This is a genomic window from Streptomyces scabiei 87.22 (assembly GCF_000091305.1).
GTDB classification, from domain to species: Bacteria; Actinomycetota; Actinomycetes; order Streptomycetales; family Streptomycetaceae; genus Streptomyces; species Streptomyces scabiei.
Genome location: NC_013929.1, coordinates 8,323,677 through 8,348,317 on the forward strand (window position 1 = coordinate 8,323,677; position 24,641 = coordinate 8,348,317).

General features: G+C 73.0%; 19 protein-coding genes. 16 read left to right on the forward strand and 3 right to left on the reverse strand.

Features of this window, described 5'->3' with window-relative positions:
• Positions 1-87 precede the first annotated feature (87 nt).
• The 3 genes from coaBC to SCAB_RS36085 all read left to right on the forward strand — a co-directional run bounded on the left by coaBC (position 88) and on the right by SCAB_RS36085 (position 5,061).
• The gene (gene coaBC, locus SCAB_RS36075) at positions 88-1,290 is read left to right on the forward strand and encodes a bifunctional phosphopantothenoylcysteine decarboxylase/phosphopantothenate--cysteine ligase CoaBC (protein WP_037725775.1); all 1,203 of its coding nucleotides are present in this window, start codon (positions 88-90) and stop codon (positions 1,288-1,290) included.
• 240 nt (positions 1,291-1,530) lie between these two features.
• A complete protein-coding gene (gene metK / locus SCAB_RS36080; protein WP_037725700.1) occupies positions 1,531-2,739 on the forward strand; it encodes a methionine adenosyltransferase in 1,209 nt (402 codons plus the stop codon).
• A gap of 132 nt (positions 2,740-2,871) precedes the next feature.
• Positions 2,872-5,061, forward strand: coding sequence for a primosomal protein N' (locus SCAB_RS36085; protein WP_013005043.1), 2,190 nt, complete (start codon positions 2,872-2,874; stop codon positions 5,059-5,061).
• A gap of 84 nt (positions 5,062-5,145) precedes the next feature.
• Here the strand turns inward: SCAB_RS36085 and SCAB_RS36090 are convergent, their stop codons facing one another.
• Positions 5,146-5,715: a hypothetical protein gene (locus SCAB_RS36090; RefSeq protein ID WP_041670049.1), complete on the reverse strand. Its 570-nt coding sequence runs from the start codon at positions 5,713-5,715 to the stop codon at positions 5,146-5,148.
• A 291-nt stretch (positions 5,716-6,006) separates the two neighbouring features.
• Between SCAB_RS36090 and fmt the strand changes: the two genes are divergently transcribed.
• Entirely contained in the window at positions 6,007-6,939 is a 933-nt protein-coding gene (fmt, locus tag SCAB_RS36095; protein WP_013005045.1) for a methionyl-tRNA formyltransferase, read from the forward strand.
• 132 nt (positions 6,940-7,071) lie between these two features.
• Positions 7,072-8,502 carry an RsmB/NOP family class I SAM-dependent RNA methyltransferase gene (locus tag SCAB_RS36100; protein WP_041670050.1) on the forward strand — a complete coding sequence of 477 codons (1,431 nt, stop codon included), beginning with the start codon at positions 7,072-7,074 and terminating at the stop codon, positions 8,500-8,502.
• Here the strand turns inward: SCAB_RS36100 and SCAB_RS36105 are convergent.
• The gene (locus tag SCAB_RS36105) at positions 8,483-10,624 is read right to left on the reverse strand and encodes an MMPL family transporter (protein ID WP_013005047.1); all 2,142 of its coding nucleotides are present in this window, start codon (positions 10,622-10,624) and stop codon (positions 8,483-8,485) included. The two genes, SCAB_RS36100 and SCAB_RS36105, sit on opposite strands and share 20 nt — an antisense overlap.
• A gap of 161 nt (positions 10,625-10,785) precedes the next feature.
• Here SCAB_RS36105 and rpe point away from each other — a divergent pair, with 161 nt between their 5' ends.
• From rpe to SCAB_RS36130, 5 genes are all read left to right on the forward strand, one after another.
• Positions 10,786-11,472 carry a ribulose-phosphate 3-epimerase gene (gene rpe, locus SCAB_RS36110; protein ID WP_013005048.1) on the forward strand — a complete coding sequence of 229 codons (687 nt, stop codon included), beginning with the start codon at positions 10,786-10,788 and terminating at the stop codon, positions 11,470-11,472.
• Positions 11,473-11,609: 137 nt separating this feature from the next.
• Positions 11,610-12,653, forward strand: a complete 1,044-nt coding sequence (locus SCAB_RS36115) for a sugar-binding transcriptional regulator (protein WP_013005049.1) — start codon at positions 11,610-11,612, stop codon at positions 12,651-12,653.
• Positions 12,654-13,013: 360 nt separating this feature from the next.
• A complete protein-coding gene (locus SCAB_RS36120) occupies positions 13,014-14,456 on the forward strand; it encodes a GuaB1 family IMP dehydrogenase-related protein (RefSeq protein ID WP_037725713.1) in 1,443 nt (480 codons plus the stop codon).
• Positions 14,457-14,749: 293 nt separating this feature from the next.
• Positions 14,750-16,276, forward strand: coding sequence for an amino acid permease (locus tag SCAB_RS36125; RefSeq protein WP_013005051.1), 1,527 nt, complete (start codon positions 14,750-14,752; stop codon positions 16,274-16,276).
• 10 nt (positions 16,277-16,286) lie between these two features.
• Positions 16,287-16,739, forward strand: a complete 453-nt coding sequence (locus SCAB_RS36130; protein WP_013005052.1) for an Lrp/AsnC family transcriptional regulator — start codon at positions 16,287-16,289, stop codon at positions 16,737-16,739.
• 33 nt (positions 16,740-16,772) lie between these two features.
• On the opposite strand, the gene SCAB_RS36135 is transcribed toward SCAB_RS36130, so the two are convergent.
• Positions 16,773-17,516 (reverse strand): GntR family transcriptional regulator, encoded by a 744-nt coding sequence (locus SCAB_RS36135; protein ID WP_013005053.1) that lies wholly within the window; start codon positions 17,514-17,516, stop codon positions 16,773-16,775.
• A 228-nt stretch (positions 17,517-17,744) separates the two neighbouring features.
• On the opposite strand from SCAB_RS36135, the gene SCAB_RS36140 reads away from it, so the two are divergent.
• From SCAB_RS36140 to SCAB_RS36165, 6 genes are all read left to right on the forward strand, one after another.
• Positions 17,745-18,899 (forward strand): ABC transporter substrate-binding protein, encoded by a 1,155-nt coding sequence (locus SCAB_RS36140; protein WP_013005054.1) that lies wholly within the window; start codon positions 17,745-17,747, stop codon positions 18,897-18,899.
• The gene (locus tag SCAB_RS36145; protein ID WP_013005055.1) at positions 18,896-19,798 is read left to right on the forward strand and encodes an ABC transporter permease; all 903 of its coding nucleotides are present in this window, start codon (positions 18,896-18,898) and stop codon (positions 19,796-19,798) included. The genes SCAB_RS36140 and SCAB_RS36145 overlap by 4 nt, the downstream gene beginning before the upstream one ends.
• Positions 19,786-20,634 carry an ABC transporter permease gene (locus tag SCAB_RS36150; RefSeq protein ID WP_013005056.1) on the forward strand — a complete coding sequence of 283 codons (849 nt, stop codon included), beginning with the start codon at positions 19,786-19,788 and terminating at the stop codon, positions 20,632-20,634. The genes SCAB_RS36145 and SCAB_RS36150 overlap by 13 nt, the downstream gene beginning before the upstream one ends.
• Positions 20,635-20,637: 3 nt before the next feature.
• Positions 20,638-21,711: an ABC transporter ATP-binding protein gene (locus SCAB_RS36155; protein WP_013005057.1), complete on the forward strand. Its 1,074-nt coding sequence runs from the start codon at positions 20,638-20,640 to the stop codon at positions 21,709-21,711.
• Between the two features lie 62 nt (positions 21,712-21,773).
• Positions 21,774-23,243, forward strand: a complete 1,470-nt coding sequence (locus SCAB_RS36160; RefSeq protein ID WP_013005058.1) for an HAD-IA family hydrolase — start codon at positions 21,774-21,776, stop codon at positions 23,241-23,243.
• Positions 23,244-23,395: 152 nt separating this feature from the next.
• Positions 23,396-24,595 carry an MFS transporter gene (locus tag SCAB_RS36165; protein WP_041670053.1) on the forward strand — a complete coding sequence of 400 codons (1,200 nt, stop codon included), beginning with the start codon at positions 23,396-23,398 and terminating at the stop codon, positions 24,593-24,595.
• Positions 24,596-24,641 lie beyond the last annotated feature (46 nt).

The window sequence follows — 24,641 nt, forward strand, 5'->3', positions numbered from 1 at the left end:
GGCACCTCCCAGCGTCAGCTGGGGGAGCGACTGTCGGGCCTGTGGTGTGTCATGGAGCGCGTACACATCCGAGTGCGGGGAGGCACGGTGGGCAAGCCGAAGGTCGTTCTGGGGGTCAGCGGCGGGATCGCCGCCTACAAGGCGTGCGAACTGCTGCGTCGGCTGACCGAGTCCGGACATGACGTCCGGGTCGTGCCGACCGACTCCGCGCTGCACTTCGTGGGCGCCGCGACCTGGTCCGCGCTCTCCGGCAACCCGGTCTCCACCGAGGTCTGGGAGAGCGTCCACGAGGTGCCGCACGTCCGCATCGGCCAGGCCGCCGACCTGGTGGTCGTCGCCCCGGCGACCGCCGACATGCTGGCCAAGGCCGCCCACGGCCTCGCCGACGACCTCCTCACCAACACCCTGCTCACCGCCCGGTGTCCCGTCGTCTTCGCCCCCGCCATGCACACCGAGATGTGGGAACACCCGGCCACCCAGGAGAACGTGGCGACGCTGCGCCGCCGGGGCGCTCTCGTCATCGACCCCGCCGTGGGCCGACTGACCGGCGCCGACACCGGCAAGGGCCGGCTCCCGGACCCCGGGGAGATCTTCGAGGTCTGCCGCCGGGTGCTGGCCCGGGGCGTCGCCGAGCCGGACCTCGCCGGACGGCACGTCGTCGTCACCGCCGGCGGCACCCGCGAGCCGCTCGACCCGGTCCGCTTCCTCGGCAACCGCTCCTCCGGCAAACAGGGCTACGCCCTGGCCCGCACCGCCGCCGCGCGGGGCGCCCGCGTCACCCTGATCGAGGCCAACACCGGACTGCCGGACCCCGCGGGCGTGGACGTCGTACGGATCGGCACGGCCGTGCAGCTGCGCGAGGCGGTGCTCAAGGCGGCGCCGGACGCCGACGTCGTGGTGATGGCGGCGGCGGTCGCCGACTTCCGCCCCGACACCTACGCCACCGGGAAGATCAAGAAGAAGGACGGTCAGGAGCCCGCGCCCCTCGTCCTGGTGCGTAATCCGGACATCCTCGCGGAGATCTCGGCGGACCGCCCCCGCCCCGGTCAGGTGGTCGTCGGCTTCGCCGCGGAGACCGACGACGTCCTTGCCAACGGCCGCGCCAAACTGGCACGCAAGGGGTGCGACCTGCTGGTGGTGAACGAGGTGGGGGAGCGCAAGACCTTCGGGTCCGAGGAGAACGAGGCCGTGGTGCTGGGAGCCGACGGAAGTGAGACGCCGGTGCCGTACGGCCCGAAGGAGGCCCTGGCCGAAACGGTGTGGGACCTGGTCGCGGACCGCCTCCGCTGACAGTGCCATTCGCGTCACGTCTGCCTCGAACCTCGCACATTGGGGCGTGGCGACCCTGGCGGACAGCTACGGCCATTGGGCAGAATGCACGTGCCGCAGGTCACAAGGCTCCCGAGAGGCGAGACAGGTGGGCCGGTGGCCGAGCCCGACCGATAAACTGTTCTCGGACGACGCCGGGCGCAGCCCCCGAGCACGTCCGCCAATGATCAGCCAGCAGCCGCTGCAACCCCAGGGAGCGTTGTGTCCCGTCGTCTGTTCACCTCGGAGTCCGTGACCGAGGGCCACCCCGACAAGATCGCTGACCAGATCAGCGATGCCATTCTCGATGCGCTGCTGCGCGAGGACCCCACGTCCCGTGTAGCGGTGGAGACGCTCATCACGACCGGCCTGGTGCACGTGGCCGGCGAGGTCACGACCAAGGCGTACGCGCCGATCGCCCAGCTGGTGCGCGACACCATCCTGGACATCGGCTACGACTCGTCGAAGAAGGGCTTCGACGGCGCCTCCTGCGGTGTGTCGGTGTCGATCGGCTCGCAGTCCCCGGACATCGCGCAGGGTGTGGACACGGCCTACGAGAACCGGGTCGAGGGCGACGAGGACGAGCTGGACCGCCAGGGCGCCGGCGACCAGGGCCTGATGTTCGGTTACGCGACGGACGAGACGCCGACGCTGATGCCGCTGCCGATCTTCCTGGCGCACCGGCTGTCGAAGCGCCTGTCCGAGGTCCGCAAGAACGGCACGATCCCCTACCTCCGTCCCGACGGAAAGACCCAGGTCACCATCGAGTACGACGGTGACAAGGCGGTCCGCCTGGACACGGTCGTCGTCTCCTCGCAGCACGCGAGCGACATCGACCTGGAGTCGCTGCTGGCCCCCGACATTCGCGAGTTCGTGGTGGAGCCGGAGCTGAAGGCCCTGCTGGACGACGGCATCAAGCTGGAGACCGAGGGCTACCGCCTGCTGGTCAACCCGACCGGCCGCTTCGAGATCGGCGGCCCGATGGGCGACGCCGGCCTCACCGGCCGCAAGATCATCATCGACACGTACGGCGGCATGGCCCGCCACGGTGGCGGCGCCTTCTCCGGCAAGGACCCGTCCAAGGTCGACCGCTCCGCCGCGTACGCGATGCGCTGGGTCGCCAAGAACGTCGTCGCGGCCGGCCTCGCCTCCCGCTGCGAGGTCCAGGTGGCGTACGCCATCGGCAAGGCCGAGCCCGTCGGTCTCTTCGTCGAGACCTTCGGCACCGCCAAGGTCGACACCGACCGGATCGAGAAGGCCATCGACGAGGTCTTCGACCTCCGCCCGGCCGCCATCATCCGCGACCTCGACCTGCTGCGCCCGATCTACGGCCAGACCGCCGCGTACGGCCACTTCGGCCGTGAGCTGCCCGAGTTCACCTGGGAGCGCACGGACCGCGTCGAGGCGCTGCGCACGGCCGCGGGGCTGTAGGTCCCACGGTTCCTCCGTTCTCCGGCGAGGCCCGGTGTCCCTTCGGGGGCGCCGGGCCTCGCCGTGTGTGTGATCGCGCCTCGATGATCGCGGGCGGCGTCGGTTGTCAGTGGTCTTTGGAAGAATGCCGGTGTGAGCGGCGAGGACGGGACGAGGGACGGCGGCGCGGCGGGGGACGCGGGGCCTGAGCAGCTCGCGCTGGTCCGGGAGGCGGTGCGCAAGGCCAAGGCGCCGCGCGCCAAGCCGCGGACCTGGCGGGGCGCGGCGCTGGCGAAGGAGCTGCCCGTCGCCCGGGTGCTGGTCGACAAGGGCGTGCTCCATCTCGACCGGTACTTCGACTACGCGGTGCCGGAGGAGCTGGACGAGGTCGCCCGGCCCGGGGTCCGGGTCCGGGTGCGGTTCGGGGCCGGGGGGCGCACCGTCCGGGAAGGGCGGCGCGAGGGCGGCTCGCTGATCGACGGGTTCCTGGTCGAGCGGGTCGCCGAGTCGGACTACCCCGGGGCGCTGGCCGCGCTCGCCCAGGTCGTCTCGCCGGAGCCGGTGCTGAGCCCGGAGCTGCTGGGGCTCGCACGGGCCGTCGCGGACCGGTACGCGGGAAGCCTCGCGGACGTGCTGCAGCTGGCCGTCCCGCCTCGGCACGCCCGGGCCGAGGCGGTGGAGTCGGGCGAGCCACTGCCGCCCCCGGCCGCTCCCGAGCCCGGGTCGTGGGCGCGGTACGGGCGAGGCCCGGACTTCCTCCGGTCCCTGGCGGGCGGGGGCGCGCCGCGGGCGGTGTGGACCGCGCTCCCGGGGCCGGAGTGGGCCGAGGAGATCGCCCGGGCCGTGCAGGCGACGCTCGCCTCCGGGCGGGGGGCACTCGTCGTCGTACCGGCGGGGCGGCCCGCGACCCGGGTGGACGAGGCGCTCGGGGCGCTGCTGGGGGAGGGCCGGCACGCGCTGCTGACGGCCGACGCCGGGCAGGAGCGGCGGTACCGGGAGTGGCTGGCCGTGCGGCGGGGGGCCGTCCGGGCGGTGGTCGGGACCCGGGCGGCCATGTTCGCGCCCGTGCGCGATCCGGGGCTGGTCGTGGTCTGGGACGACGGCGACAGCGGCCACAGCGACGACAACGCTCCCTTCCCGCATGTGCGCGAGGTGCTGGAGCTGCGGTCCTCGCGGGACAGGTGCGCCTTCCTGCTGGGGAGCTGGAGCTGTACGGTCGAGGCCGCCCAGCTCGTGGAGAGCGGGTGGGCCGCGCCGATCGTGGCCGGGCGGGAGCGGGTGCGGGCCGCCGCGCCGCTGGTGCGGACGGTGGGGGACGGCGATCTCGCGCGGGACGAGGCGGCCCGGGCGGCGCGGCTGCCCAGCCTCGCCTGGCAGGTCGCGCGCGAGGGCCTCAGGGACGGGCCCGTGCTCGTACAGGTTCCCCGGCGGGGGTATGTGCCGCGGATGGCCTGCGCGCGCTGCCGCGAACCCGCGCGGTGCCGGCACTGCGCGGGGCCGCTGGAGGCGCGGGACGGTGCCGGGGCACTGGTGTGCGGGTGGTGCGGGCGTGAGGAGGGCGGCTGGCACTGCCCCGAGTGCGGCGGCCACCGGCTGCGGGCCCAGGTCGTGGGGGCGCGGCGGACCGCCGAGGAACTGGGGCGCGCCTTTCCGGCCGTACCCGTACGGACCTCCGGGCGGGAGCAGGTGCTGGACACCGTGCCGGGGACGCCCGCGCTGGTCGTGAGTACGCCGGGGGCCGAGCCCGTCGCCGAGGGCGGGTACGCGGCCGCGTTGCTGCTCGACGGGTGGGCCATGCTCGGCAGGCCCGATCTGCGGGCCGGAGAGGACGCGCTGCGGCGCTGGATCGGTGCCGCAGCGCTGGTACGGGACCAGGGGGCGGGCGGCACGGTCGTCGTGGTCGCCGAGCCGACGCTGCGGCCGGTCCAGGCGCTCGTGCGGTGGGATCCGGTGGGGCACGCCGTGCGGGAACTCGCCGAGCGGGCCGAGCTGGGGTTCCCGCCGGTCTCCCGGATGGCGGCCGTGTCCGGGACCGCCGAGGCGGTCGTCGACTTTCTGGCCGCGGTCGAACTGCCGTCGGATGCCGAGGTGCTGGGACCCGTGCCGACGGCCGGACCGGTCTCCGGGGCCGGGCCCGCCCCGGGGCCGGACTCGGGCAGGGCGCGGCGGGCGGGGGCGCCGACGCCGGGGGAGCGGTGGGAGCGGGCGCTGGTCCGGGTGCCGCCGGGGAGCGGGGCCGCGCTGGCCGCCGCGCTGAAGGCCGCTCAGGCGGCGCGGATGGCGCGGGGAGTGAGCGAGAGTGCGCGCGTGCGAATTCGCGTGGATCCGCCCGACATCGGCTGAACGGGGTGGGGCGCACTGGGGACGGCGTGGTGCCACCCGGCACGGGGCTGCCTCCCGGCGGGGAGCCGGGAGGCAGTGGGTCGGTCAGCCGTTGCGCGGGCCGGGGAAGGCCGTGGGTCTGACGTCCTCGCGCAGGGTGGGGCTGCCCGCTGTCGGCTGGGTCGGCATGTGCGCGGGCATCGGGGCCGGGATCGGGGCAGGCATCGAGCGGGCCGCGGGGACCGTGGGGATGCCGGAGGCGACGTTGACGGGGCGGGGGCCCTGGGGATCGCCCGTCCGCTCCGCCTCCGCGGCGGCCTGGGCGGCCGCGCGCCGGGCGCCGTAACGGCGGTGCACGGCCTGCTTGGTGACGCCGAGGGCCGAGCCCACCGCGTCCCACGAGAATCCGAGGGAGCGGTCGAAGTCCACGGCGGCCGTGACCAGGGTCTCGACACTGTCCCGCAGCTCCTGGGCGAGGCGGACGGTCGGGGCGGGGGCGCGTCCGTAGACGACGAAGCCCGTGGAGGGGCCGGAGCGGCGCGGGCGGTAGACGTTGCCCAACTGGGCGGTGAGGGTGCGCAGTGCGTCCACCTGCCGGCGGACCCGCTCGATGTCCCGCACCAGCAAGTGCAGGCTGGCCCGAGCCTGGGCGTCGTGGGTTGCGTGGTCGGCCATGAACAAGCCTCTCGAACCGGCGTGAAAAGGGGCAGTGCCGCGATTGCGGCCCGTAGTGGTCAACTCTTTCTTGACCAACGCGAATTCGCTCCGCTGGTCACGGTGTGGGGGCGTGGCGGCATATGCGCGGGGCGCGCGGGCGGGGATGCGCCCCCGCCGCCGACGGCCGGGGTGCTCCGCCGTCCACGGCCCGGACGCGGACCATAGACTGGGGCGTTGTCCCGCGTCGTCGCGTGTGCGGCGTCGTGTGCGGGGCGGACGAATTTACGTGTGAGAGGCCGTCAGTCATCCATGAAGCTAGTCTTCGCCGGTACCCCAGAGGTCGCTGTTCCCGCACTGGACGCGTTGATCGCGTCGGGGAGGCATGAGGTGGCCGCGGTCGTGACGCGGCCGGACGCCCCCGCGGGACGGGGGCGGCGGCTCGTCGCGAGCCCGGTGGCCCAGCGGGCGCAGGAGGCGGGCATCGAGGTGCTGAAGCCGGCCCGGCCGCGGGACGAGGACTTCCTCGCGCGGCTGCGGGAGATCGCCCCCGACTGCTGCCCCGTCGTCGCCTACGGTGCCCTGCTGCCCCGGATCGCCCTCGACGTGCCCGCCCACGGGTGGGTCAATCTGCACTTCTCCCTGCTGCCCGCCTGGCGGGGCGCCGCACCCGTGCAGCACTCGATCATGGCGGGGGACGAGATCACCGGGGCCTCCACCTTCCTCATCGAGGAGGGGCTCGACTCCGGGCCGGTGTACGGGACGGTCACCGAGGAGATCCGGCCGACGGACACGAGCGGCGACCTGCTGACCCGGCTCGCCTTCGCGGGGTCCGGGCTGCTGGCCGCCACGATGGACGGGATCGAGGACGGCACCCTCAAGGCCGTGCCGCAGCCCGCCGACGGGATCACCCACGCGCCGAAGATCACCGTGGAGGATGCCCGGATCGACTGGGCCGCGCCCGCGTTGCGCGTCGACCGGGTGGTGCGCGGCTGCACACCCGCGCCGGGCGCCTGGACGACGTTCCGCGGTGAGCGGCTGAAGCTCGTCCACGTGACGCCGGTGCCCGAGCGGACCGGACTCGCCCCGGGCGCGCTCGACATCGGCAAGAACAGCGTCCACGTCGGGACCGGGTCGTACGCGGTGGAGCTGCTCTGGGTGCAGGCGCAGGGCAAGAAGCCGATGCGGGCCGCCGACTGGGCGCGCGGGGCCCGGATCGACGCCGGTGAGACCGTAGGCGACTGAAACCCCGGGCCGGCGACCGGCATCGCCGCCCACCCTCCTGTCCGCGGGCCGCGCCCGGCCGACGTCCGGCGGTTCGTCACCCCGGCGTAGGCTGGACGTGGCATCTCGACCCATATCCGGAGCACCTTTTTCGTGAGTGAGCAGTCCCGTCGTCCGGGCAAGCCGGGCAAGCCGTACCGCCGTCCTCAGAAGGACCCCGTCCGCATGCTGGCCTTCGAGGCGCTCCGGGCGGTCGACGAACGGGACGCGTACGCGAACCTCGTCCTGCCGCCCCTGCTGCGCCGGGCGCGTCAGAAGGAGGGGCCCGAGAAGTTCGACGCGCGGGACGCGGCGCTCGCGACCGAGCTGGTCTACGGGACGCTGCGCCGGCAGGGGACCTACGACGCGGTCATCGCGAGCTGCGTGGACCGGCCTCTGCGCGAGGTCGACCCACCGGTGCTCGACGTGCTGAGCCTCGGCGCGCACCAGCTGCTGGGGACGCGGATCCCCACCCATGCCGCCGTCTCCGCCTCGGTGGACCTCGCGCGGGTCGTGCTCGGCGACGGCCGGGCCAAGTTCGTGAACGCCGTGCTGCGCAAGATCGCACAGCACGACCTCGACGGCTGGCTGGAGCGCGTCGCACCGCCCTACGACGAGGATCCCGAGGACCACCTCGCCGTCGTGCACTCGCATCCCCGCTGGGTGGTCTCCGCGCTCTGGGACTCCCTCGGCGGCGGGCGGGCCGGCATCGAGGATCTGTTGGAGGCCGACAACGAGCGGCCCGAGGTCACCCTGGTCGCCCGGCCCGGCCGGGCCACCACCGAGGAACTGCTCCGCGAGGAGGCGGCGGTGGCGGGGCGCTGGTCGCCCTACGCCGTGCGGCTCTCCGAGGGCGGTGAGCCGGGCGCCGTGGACGCCGTACGGGAGGGCCGCGCGGGGGTGCAGGACGAGGGCAGTCAGCTCGTGGCGCTCGCTCTCGCCAACGCCCCGCTGGAGGGACCCGACAAGGCGTGGCTCGACGGGTGCGCCGGTCCCGGCGGCAAGGCCGCGCTGCTCGCCGCACTCGCCGCCGAGCGCGGGGCCGTCCTGCTCGCCTCCGAGAAGCAGCCGCACCGGGCGGGGCTGGTCGCGAAGGCGCTGCACGGCAACCCGGGCCCGTACCAGGTGATCGCCGCCGACGGCACCCGTCCGCCGTGGCGGCCCGGCGCGTTCGACCGGGTGCTGATGGACGTGCCCTGCACGGGGCTGGGTGCCCTGCGGCGGCGGCCCGAGGCCCGCTGGCGGCGGCGGCCCGAGGATCTGGAGGGGTTCGCCCCGCTCCAGCGCGCGCTGCTGCGGACCGCGCTGGACTCCGTACGGGTCGGCGGGGTCGTCGGCTACGCGACCTGCTCGCCCCACCTCGCGGAGACCCGCGCGGTGGTCGACGACGTGCTCAAGAGCTACGGCGACGCGGCCGACCTCATCGACGCCCGGCCGCTGCTGGAGGGCGTACCGGCGCTGGGCGAGGGCCCCGACATCCAGCTCTGGCCGCATCTGCACGGGACCGACGCGATGTACCTGGCTCTCATCCGCCGGGTCGCGTAGCCACGCGTTCCTTCGGGGGCGGCGCCCCGCCGTCCTCGTGGGCGAGCCGGTGGGGCCACCACACCTTCGGGCCGACGTCCAGGAACAGGGCGGTGACCAGGACGGACCGTACGACGAAGGTGTCCAGGAGCACGCCCAGGGCCACCGCGAAGCCGATCTCGGCGAAGGCGACCATGGGGAGCGTGCCGAGGGCCGCGAAGGTGCCGGCGAGGACCAGGCCGGCCGAGGTGATCACCGCGCCGGTCGTCGCGAGGCCCGTCACCACGGCCTTGCGGGTGCCCTGGCGGGCGGCCTCCTCGCGGATGCGGGTGGTCAGGAAGATGTTGTAGTCGATGCCCAGGGCGACCAGGAAGACGAAGACGAACAGCGGGAAGTCGGTCGACTCGCCCGCGTAGTCGAAGAGGTGTCTGAACGCGAGCGCGCTGATGCCCAGCGCGGCGGCGAAGGACAGGATCACCGTCCCGATCAGCAGCAACGGTGCGATCAGGGCGCGGAGCAGGGCGCAGAGGATCAGCAGGACCACGAGCAGCACCAGCGGGATGATCAGGATGTTGTCGTGCGTCGTCGCCTCGTCCATGTCCAGCAGGGCCGCCGTGCCGCCGCCCACCTGGGCGTCGGCGTCCGGCACCGCGTGGACGGCGTCCCGGACCCGTTCCACGGTCTGCTTGGCGGCCTCGCTGTCGGCGGGGTCGGACATGGTGGCCTCGAAGAGGACCCGGCCCTCGTGGGCGGGTTTCGTGCCGGGCGGCAGGCCGAGCGAGTCCGGCACGACGCCCTTGGTATCCGCGACCGCGCGGCCCACCTCCCGGGCCTGTGCCTGGTTGCTGACGATCACCAGGGGGTCGCCGCTGCCCGCCGGGAAGTAGCGTGCCGAGACCTCCTGGCCGACGATCGAGTCCGGTTTCCCGGTGAAGGCGTCCGCGTTGCCGATGCCCTCCGCGCGCAGCTGGATCAGGCCCAGCGAGCACAGGGCCAGGGCGGCGGCCGTGGCGACCCAGACCGTGCGCGGGCGGCGCGAGAAACGGCGGCCCATCCGGGCCCACACACCGCTCTCGGTCGGATCGGCACTGCCGAGGTGCGGGATCACCGGCCAGAAGATCCAGCGGCCGAAGATCACCAGCAGGGCGGGGAACAGCGTCATCATCGCCAGCAGCGCGACCGCGACACCGATGGCCGCCACCGGGCCCAGACCGCTCGTGGAGTTCATCTCGGCGGCCAGCAGCACCAGCATGCTCAGCACGACCGTCGCCCCGGACGCCAGCACCGCGGGCCCCGCCCGGTGCAGGGCGAGGGCCATCGCCTCGTGGCGGTCCTCGTGACGGCGCAACTCCTCGCGGTAGCGGGCCACCAGCAGCAGGGCGTAGTCGGTGCCCGCGCCGAAGACGAGGACGGTGAGGATGCCGGCACTCTGACCGTTCACGGTCAGACCGGTGTGCTGCGCCAGCAGGTAGATCAGGGCCTGGGCCGTGAACAGGGCCGCGATGACCCCCAGCAGGGGGACCAGGATGAGGGTCGGACTGCGGTAGGTGAGCAGCAGCATCACGATGACGACGGCCATCGCGGACATCAGCAGGGTGGAGTCGATGCCCTCGAACGCCTCGGAGAAGTCGGCGGACGTACCGCCCGGCCCGGTGATGTGCACGGCGAGCCCGTCACCGCCCTCGCCCACCTCGTCCCGGATCGAGTCGACCGCCGGGGCGATCCGCTCCCAGCCCTTCTCGTCCATCGTGATCGGGACGAGGACCTGGGCCGCCCTCGGGTCGACGGCCCGGTCGTAGACGGGCCCCCGGGTCTGGTCGCCGATGATCCCGTGGGCGGTGAGCCCCTTGAGCTCCCGTACGTCCGCCTGGATCGCCGCCCGGTCCTCGGCGGTCAGACCGCTCTCCCGGGCGTAGACGACGACCGCCGGGATCTGTTCGGGCCGGAAGCCCTCGGAGATCTCCAGGACCTGGGTCGACTCGGCCGAGCCGGGCAGCCACGAGGCCGCGTCGTTGTCCTGTGCGTCGGTGAGTTTCGTGGCGAAGGGCGCGACCACGAACAGCACCACCAGCCACAGTCCCAGCACGACCCACTTGGCCCGCCGCCCGCAGACGAGGTGCCCGATTCCCCGGTTCCCTGTCATACCGACCTCCGGAACAGCGCCCCGCGAGAGGCGCGGGTCAGTGACATCTGCGGCTCCGCCGCGCGGGCACGCGCGGCCGACGACGGTCCGCAGCCGGAAAACAACGGTCCCCGGGACGGACCGATGCCCGCAACCCCCGGAGGACATGGCAGGCTTGGCCCATGGCCGCGCAGATCAACCCCAGCATCCTGTCCGCCGACTTCGCCCGTCTCGCCGACGAGGCGAAGGCGGTCGAAGGCGCCGACTGGCTCCATGTGGACGTGATGGACAACCATTTCGTGCCGAACCTCACGCTCGGTGTGCCGGTCGTAGAGTCCCTGGCCCGTGCGACGCAGACGCCGCTGGACTGTCATCTGATGATCGAGGCCCCCGATCGGTGGGCGCCCCAGTACGTGGAAGCGGGTGCGGGTTCCGTCACCTTCCACGTCGAGGCGGCCGCCGCACCGGTGCGGCTCGCCCGTGAGATCCGGGCCAAGGGAGCCAGGGCCTCCATGGCGCTCAGGCCGGCCACGCCGATCGAGCCGTTCGAGGACCTGCTGCCCGAACTCGACATGGTGCTGATCATGACGGTCGAACCGGGCTTCGGAGGCCAGGCCTTTCTCGACATCATGCTCCCCAAGATCCGCCGGACCCGCGAGTTGATCAGCAAGCACGGCCTCGACCTGTGGCTCCAGGTCGACGGCGGCGTCTCCGCCTCCACCGTCGAGCGCTGCGCCGAGGCGGGCGCGGACATCTTCGTCGCCGGTTCCGCGGTGTACGGGGCGGAGGACCCGGCCGAGGCGGTGCGTGCGCTGCGGGCGCAGGCGGAGGCCGCGACGGCGGCCGCGGGCTGGGCCTGCGGCCACTGAGCCGCGGGGGCACGGCCGTGCGAACGCCGAGGCGATCGTGGCACGTCGTGCGTATAGAGGGCCAAGGAAACGTGAACGACGTTCCTTCGGGCTGATCGAAAACGTCGGATCTGCAAGGATGAACGGCGTATCCATGTGTGAAGAGCAGTGAGGAGATGACCGTGTCGGGTATGTCGGCGGGCCGGTCAGCCATGCGGATGGGACCCGCTGAGCTGGTTCAGGCGGCGGCCATGGCCCGCCGTTTCTACCTAGAGGGCAAGTCGAAGATCCAGATCGCCGAGGAGTTCGGCGTGAGCCGCTTCAAGGTGGCCCGGGTCCTGGAGACCGCCCTCGAACGGGATCTCGTACGCATCGAGATCCGTGTCCCCGCGGAACTGGACGCCGAGCGCTCCGACGCGCTGCGCGCCCGCTACGGCCTGCGGCACGCCGTGGTCGTCGAGTCCCCGGCCGAGGCCGAGGAGACGACCGACCCGGAGAACCTCGGCGAGGTCGCCGCGGACCTGCTCGGCGAACTGGTGGACGAGGGCGACATCCTCGGCCTGGCCTGGGGCCGGTCCACCATCCACATGGCGGCCGCCCTCGACCGGCTGCCGCCCTGCACGGTCGTGCAGCTGACGGGGGTGTACGACGCCGGAACCGCCGAGCGCGGCTCGGTGGAGGCGGTCCGGCGGGCCGCGCAGGTGTCGGGCGGCGACGCCCACCCCATCTACGCGCCGATGCTGCTGCCCGACGCGGCCACCGCGAGCGCGCTGCGCCACCAGACCGGCATCGCGCGGGCCTTCGAGTACTTCGACAAGGTCACCGTCGCCTGTGTCTCGATCGGCTCGTGGGAGGCGGGCATCTCCACGGTGCACGACATGCTCAGCGACGAGGAGCGCGCCCACTACGCCTCGCTCGGTGTCGCCGCCGAGATGTCCGCGCACCTCTTCGACGCCGAGGGCCGCCGCGTCGGGCGGGACCTGGGCGAGCGGTGCATCACGGTCAAGGCCGACCAGCTCCGCCGTATCCCCGAGGTCGTCGCGATCGCGGGCGGGCAGCGCAAGGCCGCCGCGATCGACGCGGTGCTGCGGTCGGGTCTGGTGACCAGCCTCGTCACCGACACCTCGGCGGCGGACTACCTGCTGACGGCCGGCCAGACGCCCCGGCCGGCGCTCAACCGGGCGGATCCCGACGGCGTCTGAACAGCGCCGGCCGCGCGCCCTGCCGTCGCTCACGGGGTGAGGCGCTCGGCCCGGTCCGGGTGGTGCGACCGGGGATGCGCGGCAGCCGCTCGTGCGTTCCCGGGCGCGGCCCGGCCGCCCCGGGGGTCCGTGATCCACAGGGGCGCAGGGGGCGCAAGGGGCGTCCGCCGGGCCCGGCACCGGCCTCCCGTGCCGCCGGACCGTGCTCGCTCTCGGAGGATCCTCCCAGAGCGGCCACCGCCCCTCTGGACGATCCGTCGGGGGCGTTCACACCCGCCGACATGGGACAATGAGGTACGTGCTCTTCCCCCTGGCGGTCCTGTCAGGGGGTCACCTCTGATCGACCGGGATGTGCGGCACGTGCGTTTCCTCAATGACATCCAGCCCGCTTACGACCTGACGTACGACGACGTCTTCATGGTCCCGAGCCGCAGCGCCGTCGGGTCGCGGCAGGGCGTGGACCTGGCCTCGCCGGACGGTACGGGCACCACCATCCCGCTCGTCGTCGCCAACATGACCGCCATCGCCGGCCGCCGCATGGCCGAGACGGTCGCCCGCCGCGGCGGCCTCGTGGTCATCCCGCAGGACATCCCCAACGAGGTCGTCACCGACGTCATCTCCTGGGTCAAGAGCCGCCACCTCGTCCTCGACACCCCCATCGTGCTGAACCCGCACCAGACCGTCGCCGACGCGCTGGCCCTGCTGCCCAAGCGGGCGCACAACGCGGGCGTCGTCGTCGACGAGGCGCTCAGGCCCGTCGGCGTCGTCACCGACGCGGACCTGACCGGCGTCGACCGCTTCACCCAGCTCGAAGTCGTCATGTCCCGGGACCTGCTGCTCCTGGACGCCGACATCGACCCGCGCGAGGCCTTCAACCGGCTCGACGCCGCCAACCGCCGGTACGCGCCCGCCGTCGACGGGGACGGCCGTCTCGCCGGCATCCTCACCCGTAAGGGCGCGCTCCGCGCCACGCTCTACACCCCCGCCGTCGACGCGCACGGCAGGCTGCGCGTCGCCGCCGCCATCGGGGTCAACGGCGACTTCGTGGGCAAGGCCAGGCAGCTGCTCGACGCGGGCGTCGACACGCTCGTCATCGACACCGCGCACGGCCACCAGGAGTCGATGATCAACGCGATCAAGCTGGTGCGCGACCTCGACCCCCGGGTGCCCATCGTGGCGGGCAACATCGTCGCCGCCGAGGGCGTGCGGGACCTGATCGAGGCCGGCGCGGACATCGTCAAGGTCGGTGTCGGTCCCGGCGCGATGTGCACCACCCGCATGATGACCGGGGTCGGGCGGCCGCAGTTCTCCGCGGTCCTGGAGTGCGCGGCCGAGGCGAAGAAGTACGGCAAGCACGTGTGGGCCGACGGAGGCGTGCGGCACCCGCGCGATGTCGCCATGGCCCTGGCGGCGGGCGCGTCCAACGTGATGGTCGGCTCCTGGTTCGCCGGGACGTACGAGTCGCCGGGCGACCTGCAGCAGGACGCGAGCGGGCGGCTCTACAAGGAGTCGTTCGGCATGGCGTCGGCGCGGGCCGTGCGCAACCGTACGAGCGAGGAGTCGGCCTACGACCGGGCCCGCAAGGCGCTGTTCGAGGAGGGCATCTCGACGTCGCGGATGTTCCTGGACCCGGCCCGGCCCGGGGTCGAGGACCTGATCGACTCGGTGATCGCGGGGGTGCGGTCCTCCTGCACGTACGCGGGCGCCGGGTCGCTGGAGGAGTTCGCGCAGCGGGCCGTCGTGGGCGTGCAGAGCGCGGCCGGGTACGCGGAGGGCAAGCCGCTGCACGCCAGCTGGAGCTAGGGCTCGTCGCGCCCACGTGACGGGGCCGCATACCTCATGCGGCCCCGTGCCCGCGACTCCGTCGGCGTGGCGCAACGGTCGCGGACGGCCGTGCAACGAAGCTCCGCGCACCCGCGAGTAACGCAATGATCTTGCGTCGGCGCGCAAGGTTGCCGCATTACGCTCGTGAAGCTCCGGCTCATAGGGTCAGGCGCTGTACGTGGCGTGGCGGGGACCTCCTGCTCGGTGGCCCCCTGCTGTCCGGTGCTGTCGGTCCTCACCCGCCCTGACCGGCAGCGATGAAGGAGCCACGCGTGCTCGACCAAGGCGCACCCCCGCACCACGAGAATCGGTCCGCCCCGCCGTCCGGCGGCGTCGGGGCGCGGCTGATGCGCCGCAAGCCCGTGGAACGCCTGGTCGCGGAGGGCGGCCAGGGCGAGGGCGGATCGCTGCGGCGGTCCCTCGGACTGTGGCAGCTGACGATGATCAGCATCGGCGCCACCCTCGGCACCGGCATCTTCGTCGTCCTCGGCGAGGCCGTGCCCAAGGCGGGGCCCGCCGTCACCGTCTCCTTCGTGATAGCCGGTCTCACCGCGCTGTTCTCCGCCCTGTCGTACGCGGAGCTGGCCGGCACCATCCCGGTCTCCGGGTCCTCGTACTCGTACACGTACGCAACGATGGGCGAGCTGGTGGCCTGGGTCTGCGGCTGGTGCCTGGTGCTGGAGTACGGGGTGTCGGTAGCGGCCGTCGCGGTCGGCTGGGGCGAGTACCTCAACGAGCTGCTGGACGGGACGATCGGTGTCACCATCCCGGACGCGCTGTCCGCGCCGCCCGGCGACGGGGGCGTCTTCAACCTGCCCGCGCTGATCGTCGTCCTGCTCGCGATGGCGTTCCTGCTGGGCGGGGCCCGGGAGTCCGCACGCGCCAACACGATCATGGTCGTGGTGAAGATCGCCGCCCTGCTGCTGTTCTGCCTCATCGGCGTGCAGGGCTTCCGGTCCGGCAACTACGAGAACTTCATGCCGCTCGGCATGGCCGGGGTCAGTGCGGCCGGGGCGACCCTCTTCTTCTCGTACATCGGGTTCGACGCGGCCTCGACCGCCGGAGAGGAGGCGAAGGACGCGCAGCGCGACCTGCCGCGCGCGATCATGCTGTCGCTGCTCATCGTCACCGCGCTGTACGTGCTGGTCGCCGCCGTCGCGATCGGCGCGCGGCCCTGGAAGGCGTTCGGCGAGTCGGAGGCCGCCCTCGCCGGGATCATGAAGGACGTCACCGGCGACGCGTTCTGGGGGACGCTGCTGGCGGCCGGGGCCGTCATCGCCATCGCCAGTGTGGTGCTGACCGTGCTGTACGGGCAGACCCGGATCCTGTTCGCCATGTCCCGGGACGGTCTGGTGCCCAAGGTGTTCTCCCGCGTGCACCCGAGGACCGGGACGCCGCGCGTCAACACCGTGATCGTCTCGCTGTTCTGCGGTGTGCTCGCCGCCGCCATACCGCTCGGACAGCTCGCGGACGCCACGAGCATCGGGACGCTGTTCGCGTTCGCGCTGGTCAACGTGGCCGTCGTGATACTGCGGCGGACCCGGCCGGAGATGCCGCGGACGTTCCGCGTGCCGCTGTCGCCGGTGCTGCCCGGGCTGGGACTGGCGTTCTGCGTCTGGATGATGGGCAGCCTCGACACCGTCACCTGGGTCGTCTTCGGCGTCTGGATGGCCGCCGGGCTCGTGTTCTACTTCAGTTACGGCCACCGGCGCTCGCGTCTGGCTGCGGCCCCGGCCCCCGCCGACCCCACGTCCCCGCCGGCTCCCCCGTCCACGTCCCCGTCGACTCCAGAGAAGTGATCCACCCGCAGTGCTGAACCATCTCGACGAACGCATCGTGCACGCCCTCGCCGAGGACGCCCGCCGTTCCTTCTCCGACATCGGCCGTATCGTCGGGCTGTCCGCGCCCGCGGTCAAACGGCGGGTGGACCGGCTCCGGGCGACCGGGGCGATCACCGGCTTCACGGTCCGGGTCGATCCCGCCGCGCTCGGGTGGGAGACCGAGGGGTTCGTCGAGATCTACTGCAGGCGCAACACCTCGCCGGAGACGATCCAGCGAGGGCTGGAGCGCTATCAGGAGGTCGTCGCGGCCTCGACCGTCACCGGTGAGGCCGATGCCGTGGTGCAGGTCTTCGCCTCGGACATGCGGCACTTCGAGCGGGTGCTGGAGCGGATCGCCGGAGAGCCGTTCGTCGAGCGGACCAAGTCGGTGCTGGTGCTCTCGCCGCTGCTGCGACGGTTCTCCTCCGGGGCGCCCGGCTGAGCGGCCCGCCCGGTCTCAGGGGCCCGCCCGGCCTCAGGGGGCCGCGGTCTTCCTCGCCAGGGCGTTGTTCCCTATCGAGTTGTGCACACTGAAACTCACCGAGTCCGGGCGGTAGCGGTCGTCGGACCACTCCACCGGCCGGCCCTCGCGGGTGGTGGTGACGCGCCGGACCCGCAGCAGCGGGCTGGTGCGGCGCACGGCCAGGAACTCGGCGTCCTGGGCGCCGGCGGCCACGGCGTCGATGACGTGCTCGCCGTAGGCGAAGACCAGGCCCGTGTCGTCGAGCAGGCGCTGGGTGACCGAGGGGCAGTCCGCCTCGATCGGCTCGACGGCGGGGGAGATCCAGTCGGCGTAGACCGTGCGCTCCAGCAGGACGGGCCGGCCGTCGAGCCCGCGCAGCCGCAGCACGTGCAGGACACGGGCGCCGGTGGCGACCTGGAGGCGTACGCGGTCCTCGGCGGTGGCCGTCCGGTACTCCTGGGAGATCACCCGGCCCGTCGCCTCGCGGCCCATCGCGCGCGCCCACTGGGCGAAGCTGCGCAGTTCCGCGAAACTCTGGCTGCGGCGGCCGGCCAGGACCACGCGGCGGGCGCCCTGGCGTGAGCCGATGAGACCCTCGGCGGTCAGGGTCGCCACCGCCTGCCGGACGGTGCCCCGCGAGACGCCGTAGCGGGCCGCGAGTTCGGTCTCCGGCGGCAGCAGACTCCCGACCGTGTGGTCCTCACGGTCGATCGCCCGTCGCAGCTCCTCGGCGATCTCCTCGTGTCGCGCCGCCATGGTCCCCCTCCGCTCGTCCTTCGCCGGCTGTGCACAGCGCGCCCAGCCTAGCGAGCGGAGCCAGGAAGTGCCGGACCCCGGCAAAGAGCAGCGATTGTGCGGGAAAACGTGCACGAGTATTTCGCGGGAGTTTACCTGCGTGATATGAAGCGCGGACGTAATGAGGCCAACTTGTTCAGACAAGTGCTCCACCCAGATCGTCCCGCCGCGCGCACCCCTGGAGAGCTCGTGACCCTCTTCCTGACAAGAACCGCCGTGATCGGCGGCGGTCTCGCCGTCGCCGCCGCACTCACCCTCAGCGCCTGTGGCGCCGCCCCCGAGACCAAGACCACCGACGACGGCGTCAACGCGGCCACCGCGACCTCGGCCAAGGACTTCGGCGGCATGGACGCGCTGGTCGCGGCGGCCAAGAAGGAAGGCAAGCTCAACGCGATCGCCCTGCCCCGCGACTGGGCCAACTACGGCGCGCTGATCGACGGCTTCCAGAAGAAGTACGGGATCAAGATCGAGGTCGAGAACCCGGACGGGGCCAGCCAGGACGAGATCAACGCCGTCACCTCCCGCAAGGGACAGGACCGGGCGCCCGACGTGCTCGACCTCGGCAGCTCCTTCGCGCTGAGCGCCGCCCAGCAGGGCCTTCTCGCCCCCTACAAGGTGGCCGCGTTCGGCGACATCCCCGAGGTCCAGAAGGACCCGAAGGCCCGCTGGTACAACGACTACGGCGGCTACATATCCATCGGCTGCGACGCCAAGCGCGTGAAGCAGTGCCCGCAGACCTTCGCCGACCTGCTGAAGCCGCAGTACAAGGGACAGGTCGCCCTCAACGGCAACCCCACCAAGTCCGGCTCCGCCTTCGGCGGCGTCTGGGCGGCCTCCCTGGCGAGCGGCGGATCCTTCGACGACATCCAGCCCGGCCTCGACTTCTTCGCCAAGCTGAAGAAGAACGGCAACTACACGCCCGTCGAGTCGACGCCGGCCACCGTCGAGAAGGGCGAGACGCCCATCAGTATCGACTGGGACTACCTGAACGCCGGGTACGCCGACGAGTTCAAGTCCAAGGGCGTCGACTGGAAGGTCGTCGTGCCCGCGGACGGCAAGTTCTCCCAGTACTACTCCCAGGCCATCAACAAGGACGCGCCCCACCCGGCCGCCGCCCGCCTCTGGCAGGAGTACCTCTACAGCGCCGAGGGCCAGAACCTGTGGCTCGCCGGATACGCCCGCCCCGCCCTGATGATCGCCATGGAGAAGGCCGGCACGCTCGACAAGGCGGCCGCGGACAAGCTGCCCGAGGTCGAGGGCACCCCCGAGTTCCCCACCGAGGACCAGCAGACCAAGGCCAAGGACGTCCTCGGACAGGGCTGGGCCAAGGCGGTCTCCGGGTGACCGCCGTCGTCACCGGGGCCGACCCCGCACTGGTGGCCGCCGCTTCCGTGAAGCGGCGGCCCCGCCCCGGGGGCCTGCTCGCCGTGCTGCCGCTGCTGGTCTTCGTCGCGATCGCCTTCGGACTGCCGGCGATCGCCATGCTCAACGGCGCCTTCACCGTCAAGGACCAGGCGACGGGCGCCTCCTCGTACAGCACGGCGAACATGACGGCCTCCGTGCAGGGGGCCTACCTCACGGCCATGCTCGGCAGCGTGAAGCTGTCCGCCGTCTCGGCCGGCCTCGCGGCCCTCCTCGGGCTGCCGCTCGCCCAGGCCGTGGTGACCTCCCGCTTCCCGGCGCTGCGCGAGGCCGTGCTCACCGCCTCCGGGGTGCTCGCCAACTTCGGCGGGGTCCCGCTCGCCTTCGCCTTCGTCGCCACGCTCGGCAACGCCGGCGTGCTGACCAGGCGGCTGGGTCTGACCGACAAGGGCTGGGACCTCTACAGCTTCTGGGGCCTGGTCATCGTCTACCTGTACTTCCTCATCCCCCTCATGGTCCTCACCATCACCCCCGCCCTCGACGGACTGCGCGTCCAGTGGCGCGAGGCCGCACAGAACAACGGCGCCACCGGCCTGCAGTACTGGATCCATGTAGCCCTACCCGTGCTCGCACCCTCGCTGCTCGGCGGACTCGTGCTGCTCTTCGGCAGCGCCTTCGCCGCGTACGCCACCGCCGCCGCCATGGTGGGCAGCTCCATCCCGCTGGTCACCCTGCAGATCGCCGACGCCATCTCCGGCAACGTCCTCGTCGGCCAGGAGAACGTGGCCCTCGCCCTCAGCCTCGACATGGTCCTGATCGCCGGGCTGGTCATGGCCGTGTACCTGCCCCTGCAACGACGGAGCGCCCGATGGCTGGCCTGAACCCCGGGCGCCCGGCCCTCCGGCGCCCCGCCCTGTGGCGCCCGCTCGTCCTCGCCCTCGCCGGGCTCTACTTCCTCGTGCCGCTCGCCGCCTCCGTGGTCTTCACGGTCGACGTGCCGGGCGAGGGCATCACCTTCGACGCCTACGGCCAGATCCTCGGCACCGACGGCTTCGTCAGCAGCCTGCTGCTCTCGCTGGAGCTGGCCGCCGCGACCATCGCCGTCGTCCTGCTGCTGATGGTGCCCGCCATGGTCGCGCTGCGGCTCGGCGCGCCGAAGCTGCGGCCCGTCGTGGAGGTCGTGTGCTCCCTGCCGCTGGTGGTGCCGCCGATCGCCTTCGTCGCCGGGCTCGGCACCGTGCTCAAGTGGGGGCCCGAACACCTCTCCCGTACCCCGCTGTTCCAGACCTTCGTGGCGATCCAGAACCCCGACTTCCCCGTGGTGCTGGTCCTCGCCTACGTCGTGATGGCGCTGCCCTTCGTGTACCGGGCGCTCGACGCGGGCCTGCGGGCCATGGACGTACCCACCCTCGTCGAGGCCGCCCGCAGCTGCGGCGCGAGCTGGCCGCAGGCGCTGGTGCGGGCCGTCCTGCCCAATCTGCGCGGGGCGCTGCTCAACTCCGCGTTCCTCACCCTGGCGCTCGTGCTCGGCGAGTTCACCGTCGCCCAGCTGCTGGGCTTCCGGCCGTTCGCCGTGTGGATCGTCAACGTCAGCGGCTCGCAGGCCCAGCTCTCCGTCGCCGTCTCGGTGCTCAGTCTGCTCGTCACCTGGGCCATGCTCCTCGCGCTCGCCTCCTTCGGCGGCCGTACCCCAACCGCCTCCGCCTCCCGGGGATGAACGATGACCGTGCTTGAGAAAACAGCGACCGACACCGCCGCCACCGTCGAATTCCGGGGCCTGCGGCGGCAGTTCGGCACGACCGTGGCCCTCGACGGCCTCGACCTGACCGTCCGGCCCGGTGAACTGCTCGCGCTGCTCGGCCCGTCCGGCTGCGGCAAGACCACCGCGCTGCGGATGCTCGCCGGCTTCGAGCACCCCGACTCCGGCGAGGTGCTCGTCGACGGCGAGGACGTCACCCGCGTCCCGGCCCACCGGCGCGACGCCGGGATGGTCTTCCAGTCGTACAGCCTCTTCCCGCACCTCAGCGCACTCGACAACGTGGCCTTCGGGCTGCGCATGCGCAAGGTGCGCACCTCCGAACGACGGTCCCGCGCGGCCGAGTTGCTCGACCTCGTGGGCCTCGCCGACAAGGGCGCCCAGTACCCCCACCAGCTCTCCGGCGGCCAGCAGCAGCGTGTCGCCCTCGCCCGGGCGCTCGCCCTGCGCCCCCGCGTGCTGCTGCTCGACGAACCGCTCTCCGCCCTCGACGCCAAGGTGCGGCTCACGCTGCGCGAGGAGATCCGCCGGCTCCAGCAGGAACTGGGCATCACCACTCTGTTCGTCACGCACGACCAGGAGGAGGCGCTGTCCATGGCCGACCGGGTCGCCGTGATGCACGCCGGGCGGCTCGAACAGTGCGCCGCGCCCGTCGAGTTGTACGGCCGCCCGGCCACCGCCTTCGTCGCCGAGTTCGTCGGCACGATGAGCCGCATCCCGGGCCGGCTGGACGGCACGACGGTCGAGGTGCTGGGCCGGCGGCTGCCCGTGGACGGTGCCGCGCCGGCCGCCACGGAGGTGGACGTGCTCCTGCGGCCGGAGGCGGTCGGGGTGCGGGCCGACGACACCGGTGACGCCCGGGTGGTCGCCACCGCGTTCCTCGGCGCCGCCACCCGCCTCACCGTGCGGCTCGCCGACGGCACCGAGGTCAAGGCCGACCTGCCCACCCACGAGGCGGCCGGCGTGGGCGCCGGCGCCGCCGTCACCGTGAGCCTCCCCGAACGCCCGGTGCTGGTCGCCGCCCGCACCACCCGCTGACCGGCCCCGCCCGGCCCCCACGGCCGGACGACACCCCGACACCCCCACGGAAAGGGAGACCCTTGTCCCGACTGCCGCTCCAGGCCGCCCTGTTCGACATGGACGGCACGCTCGTCGACACCGAGCGGCTCTGGTGGGACGCGGTGGAGGAGGTGGCCGCCGGCCTCGGGCGCGCACTGACCGAGGCCGACCAGCCGGACGTCCTCGGCCGTCCGGTCGAGTACACCGCCGCATGGCTCGCCGGGATCACCGGCGCGGCGCCGGACGGACTCGCCGCCGACCTGCACCGGGAGTTCGCCGACCGGGTCCGCACCGGCATCGTGCCCCGCCCGGGCGCGCTGGAGCTGCTGCGGGCCCTGGTCCGTGAGGGCGTCCCCACCGCCCTGGTCACCGCGTCCCCGCGGGCCGTCGCCGACACCGTCATCGACGCCCTCGGCCGTGACCTGTTCGCCGTCTCCGTCACCGCCGACGACACCGAGCACACCAAGCCCGCCCCCGACCCCTACCTGGCCGCCTGCCGCGCCCTCGGTGTCGAGCCCGCCGCCTGTGTGGCCGTCGAGGACACCCGCACCGGAGTCACCTCGGCCGAGGCGGCGGGCTGTGTGGTGCTCGCCGTGCCCTCGCTCGCGCCGATCGAGGAGGCCCCGGGACGGACCGTGCGGGAGAGCCTGGAGTCCGTGACACCGGCGAGCCTGCGCCGGCTGGTCGACCCCGACGGACCCGCCCTGCGCGTGATGACCTGGAACCTCTGGCACGGCGGCACCAGGGTCCGCGACCATCGCGCCAAACAGCTCGAGGTCATCACCGAGACCGGCGCCGACGTGGTCGGCCTCCAGGAGACGTACGGCACCGCGGCGCGCGAACTCGCCGACGCCCTCGGCTGGTACCACCACCAGGCGGGCGACAACCTCGGCATCATCAGCCGCCACCCGATCACGGCCCGCTTCGGCGACCCGGACGTCGGCTTCTACGGGGCGGCCGGTGTCCGGGTCCGCACCGGCTCCGGCGCCGAGGTGGACGTCTGGACGGTCCACCTGGACTACAAGCCCTACGGACCCTACGAGGCCGCCTTCGACGGGCTGGAGGCCGCCGAGCTGATCGCGCACGAGGAGGTGCGGCTCGCCCAGCTGCGGGACTGCCTGCGGCGCATCGACGGCAGCGTGCCGGTCGTCCTCGTGGGCGACTTCAACAGCCCGTCCCACCTGGACCGGCCCGACGTCGACTGGCCGGTCACCCTCGCCGCCGAGACGGCAGGGCTGCGCGACTCCTACCGGGAGGCCCACCCCGACCCCGTACGGCAGCCGGGCCACACCTGGTCGCCGATCCACGTCGAGCACGAGGACGGCAGCGGCCGGCCGGAGCCCCAGGACCGCATCGACTTCGTCCTGCACCGGGGCCTCACGGTCCTCGACTCCCGGACCTGTGTCAGCGGCACCCCCCGCCCCTGGCCGGACGTCGAGGACAACGACTGGCCGTCGGACCACGCGGCGGTGATCACCACCTTCGCGCCGGTCACCGCCGCCGGGACATGACGCCCTCCGATATTCCTGTGGGCCGGAAGGTCCCGCCGGACTAACATCGGTGCCATGACCTGGCGACATTGATCCACCAGCCGTGCCCGCTCCCGAGGGCCGCCTCGGACGCCGCAGCGACGACGTCCGATCCGCCCCCTCGGGAAGGCCCCATGACTCTCTCACCCGCACGTGTGCCCGGTGCCCGGACCAGCGGTGTCCGACGGCTGACGGCCACGCTGTACGGCTACGCGTTCCTCGACGAGTTCGTCCTGCTCTACCCCGTGTACGCGCTGCTGTTCAGCGACGCCGGACTGTCCCTCTGGCAGATCTCCTCCCTGTTCGCCCTGTGGTCGATCACCGCGATCGTGCTGGAGGTCCCCTCCGGCGCCTGGGCCGACAGCGTCTCCCGGCGGATGCTGCTGTGGCTCGGCCCGCTGCTCACCGCGGTCGGCTTCACCCTGTGGGTGGCCGTCCCGTCGTACGGGGCCTTCGCCGCCGGCTTCGTCCTGTGGGGCGTGCGCGGCGCCCTCGGCTCCGGCGCGCTGGAGGCGCTGGTCTACGACGAACTGGACCGGCTCGGCGCGGCCGACCGCTACGCGCGGGTCATCGGCCGGGCCCAGGCGGTCGGCATGGTCGCCGTGATGGCGGCGATGGGCCTGGCGGGACCGGTCCTCGACCTCGGCGGCCATCCGGCCGTGGGCGCCGCGAGCGTGCTCGTGTGCGTGCTGACCTCGGTGGTGGCCACGCGGTTCCCCGAACACCGGGAGGCGGTGCCGGGCCCGAAGCACGCCTCCACCCTCGCCACCCTGCGGACGGGGCTCACCGAGGTCCGCAGGGACCGTTCCGTACAGGGCGCACTGCTTCTCGTGCCGGCCGTGGGGGCGGTCTGGGGCGCACTCGACGAGTACACGCCGTTGCTGGTCCGGGACACCGGGGTGGCCGAGCAGACGGTGCCGTACCTGCTGCTGGTGATCTGGGTGGGGCCGGCGATCGGCAGCCTGCTGACCGGCGTGGGGGAGCGGTGGGGCACGGCACGGCTGGGGGTGGTGCTCGCCGGCTCGGCGGTCGCGCTGGCCGTCGGGGTGCTGCTGGGGACCCCGGCCGGCATCGGGCTGGTGGCGGTCGCCTTCGGGGGTTTCCAGCTGGTCAACGTGCTCGCCGACGCGCGGCTCCAGAACCGGATCGACGGGGCTCGGCGGGCGACGGTGACATCCGTCGCGAGCATAGGGACCGAGACGGCGACGGTCGCCGTCTTCGCCGCGTACGCCGCACTGGGGAGTGCGGGGTACGGGCACGGAGTCTCGTTCGCCGTCCTCGCTGTGCCGTATCTCGTGACGGCGGGTGTGCTGGTGGCGCGCAGACGCGCGTAGGGGGCGGGGCGGGGGACGCGCGGGCGGCTGCCGGTTCGGCGTGGCT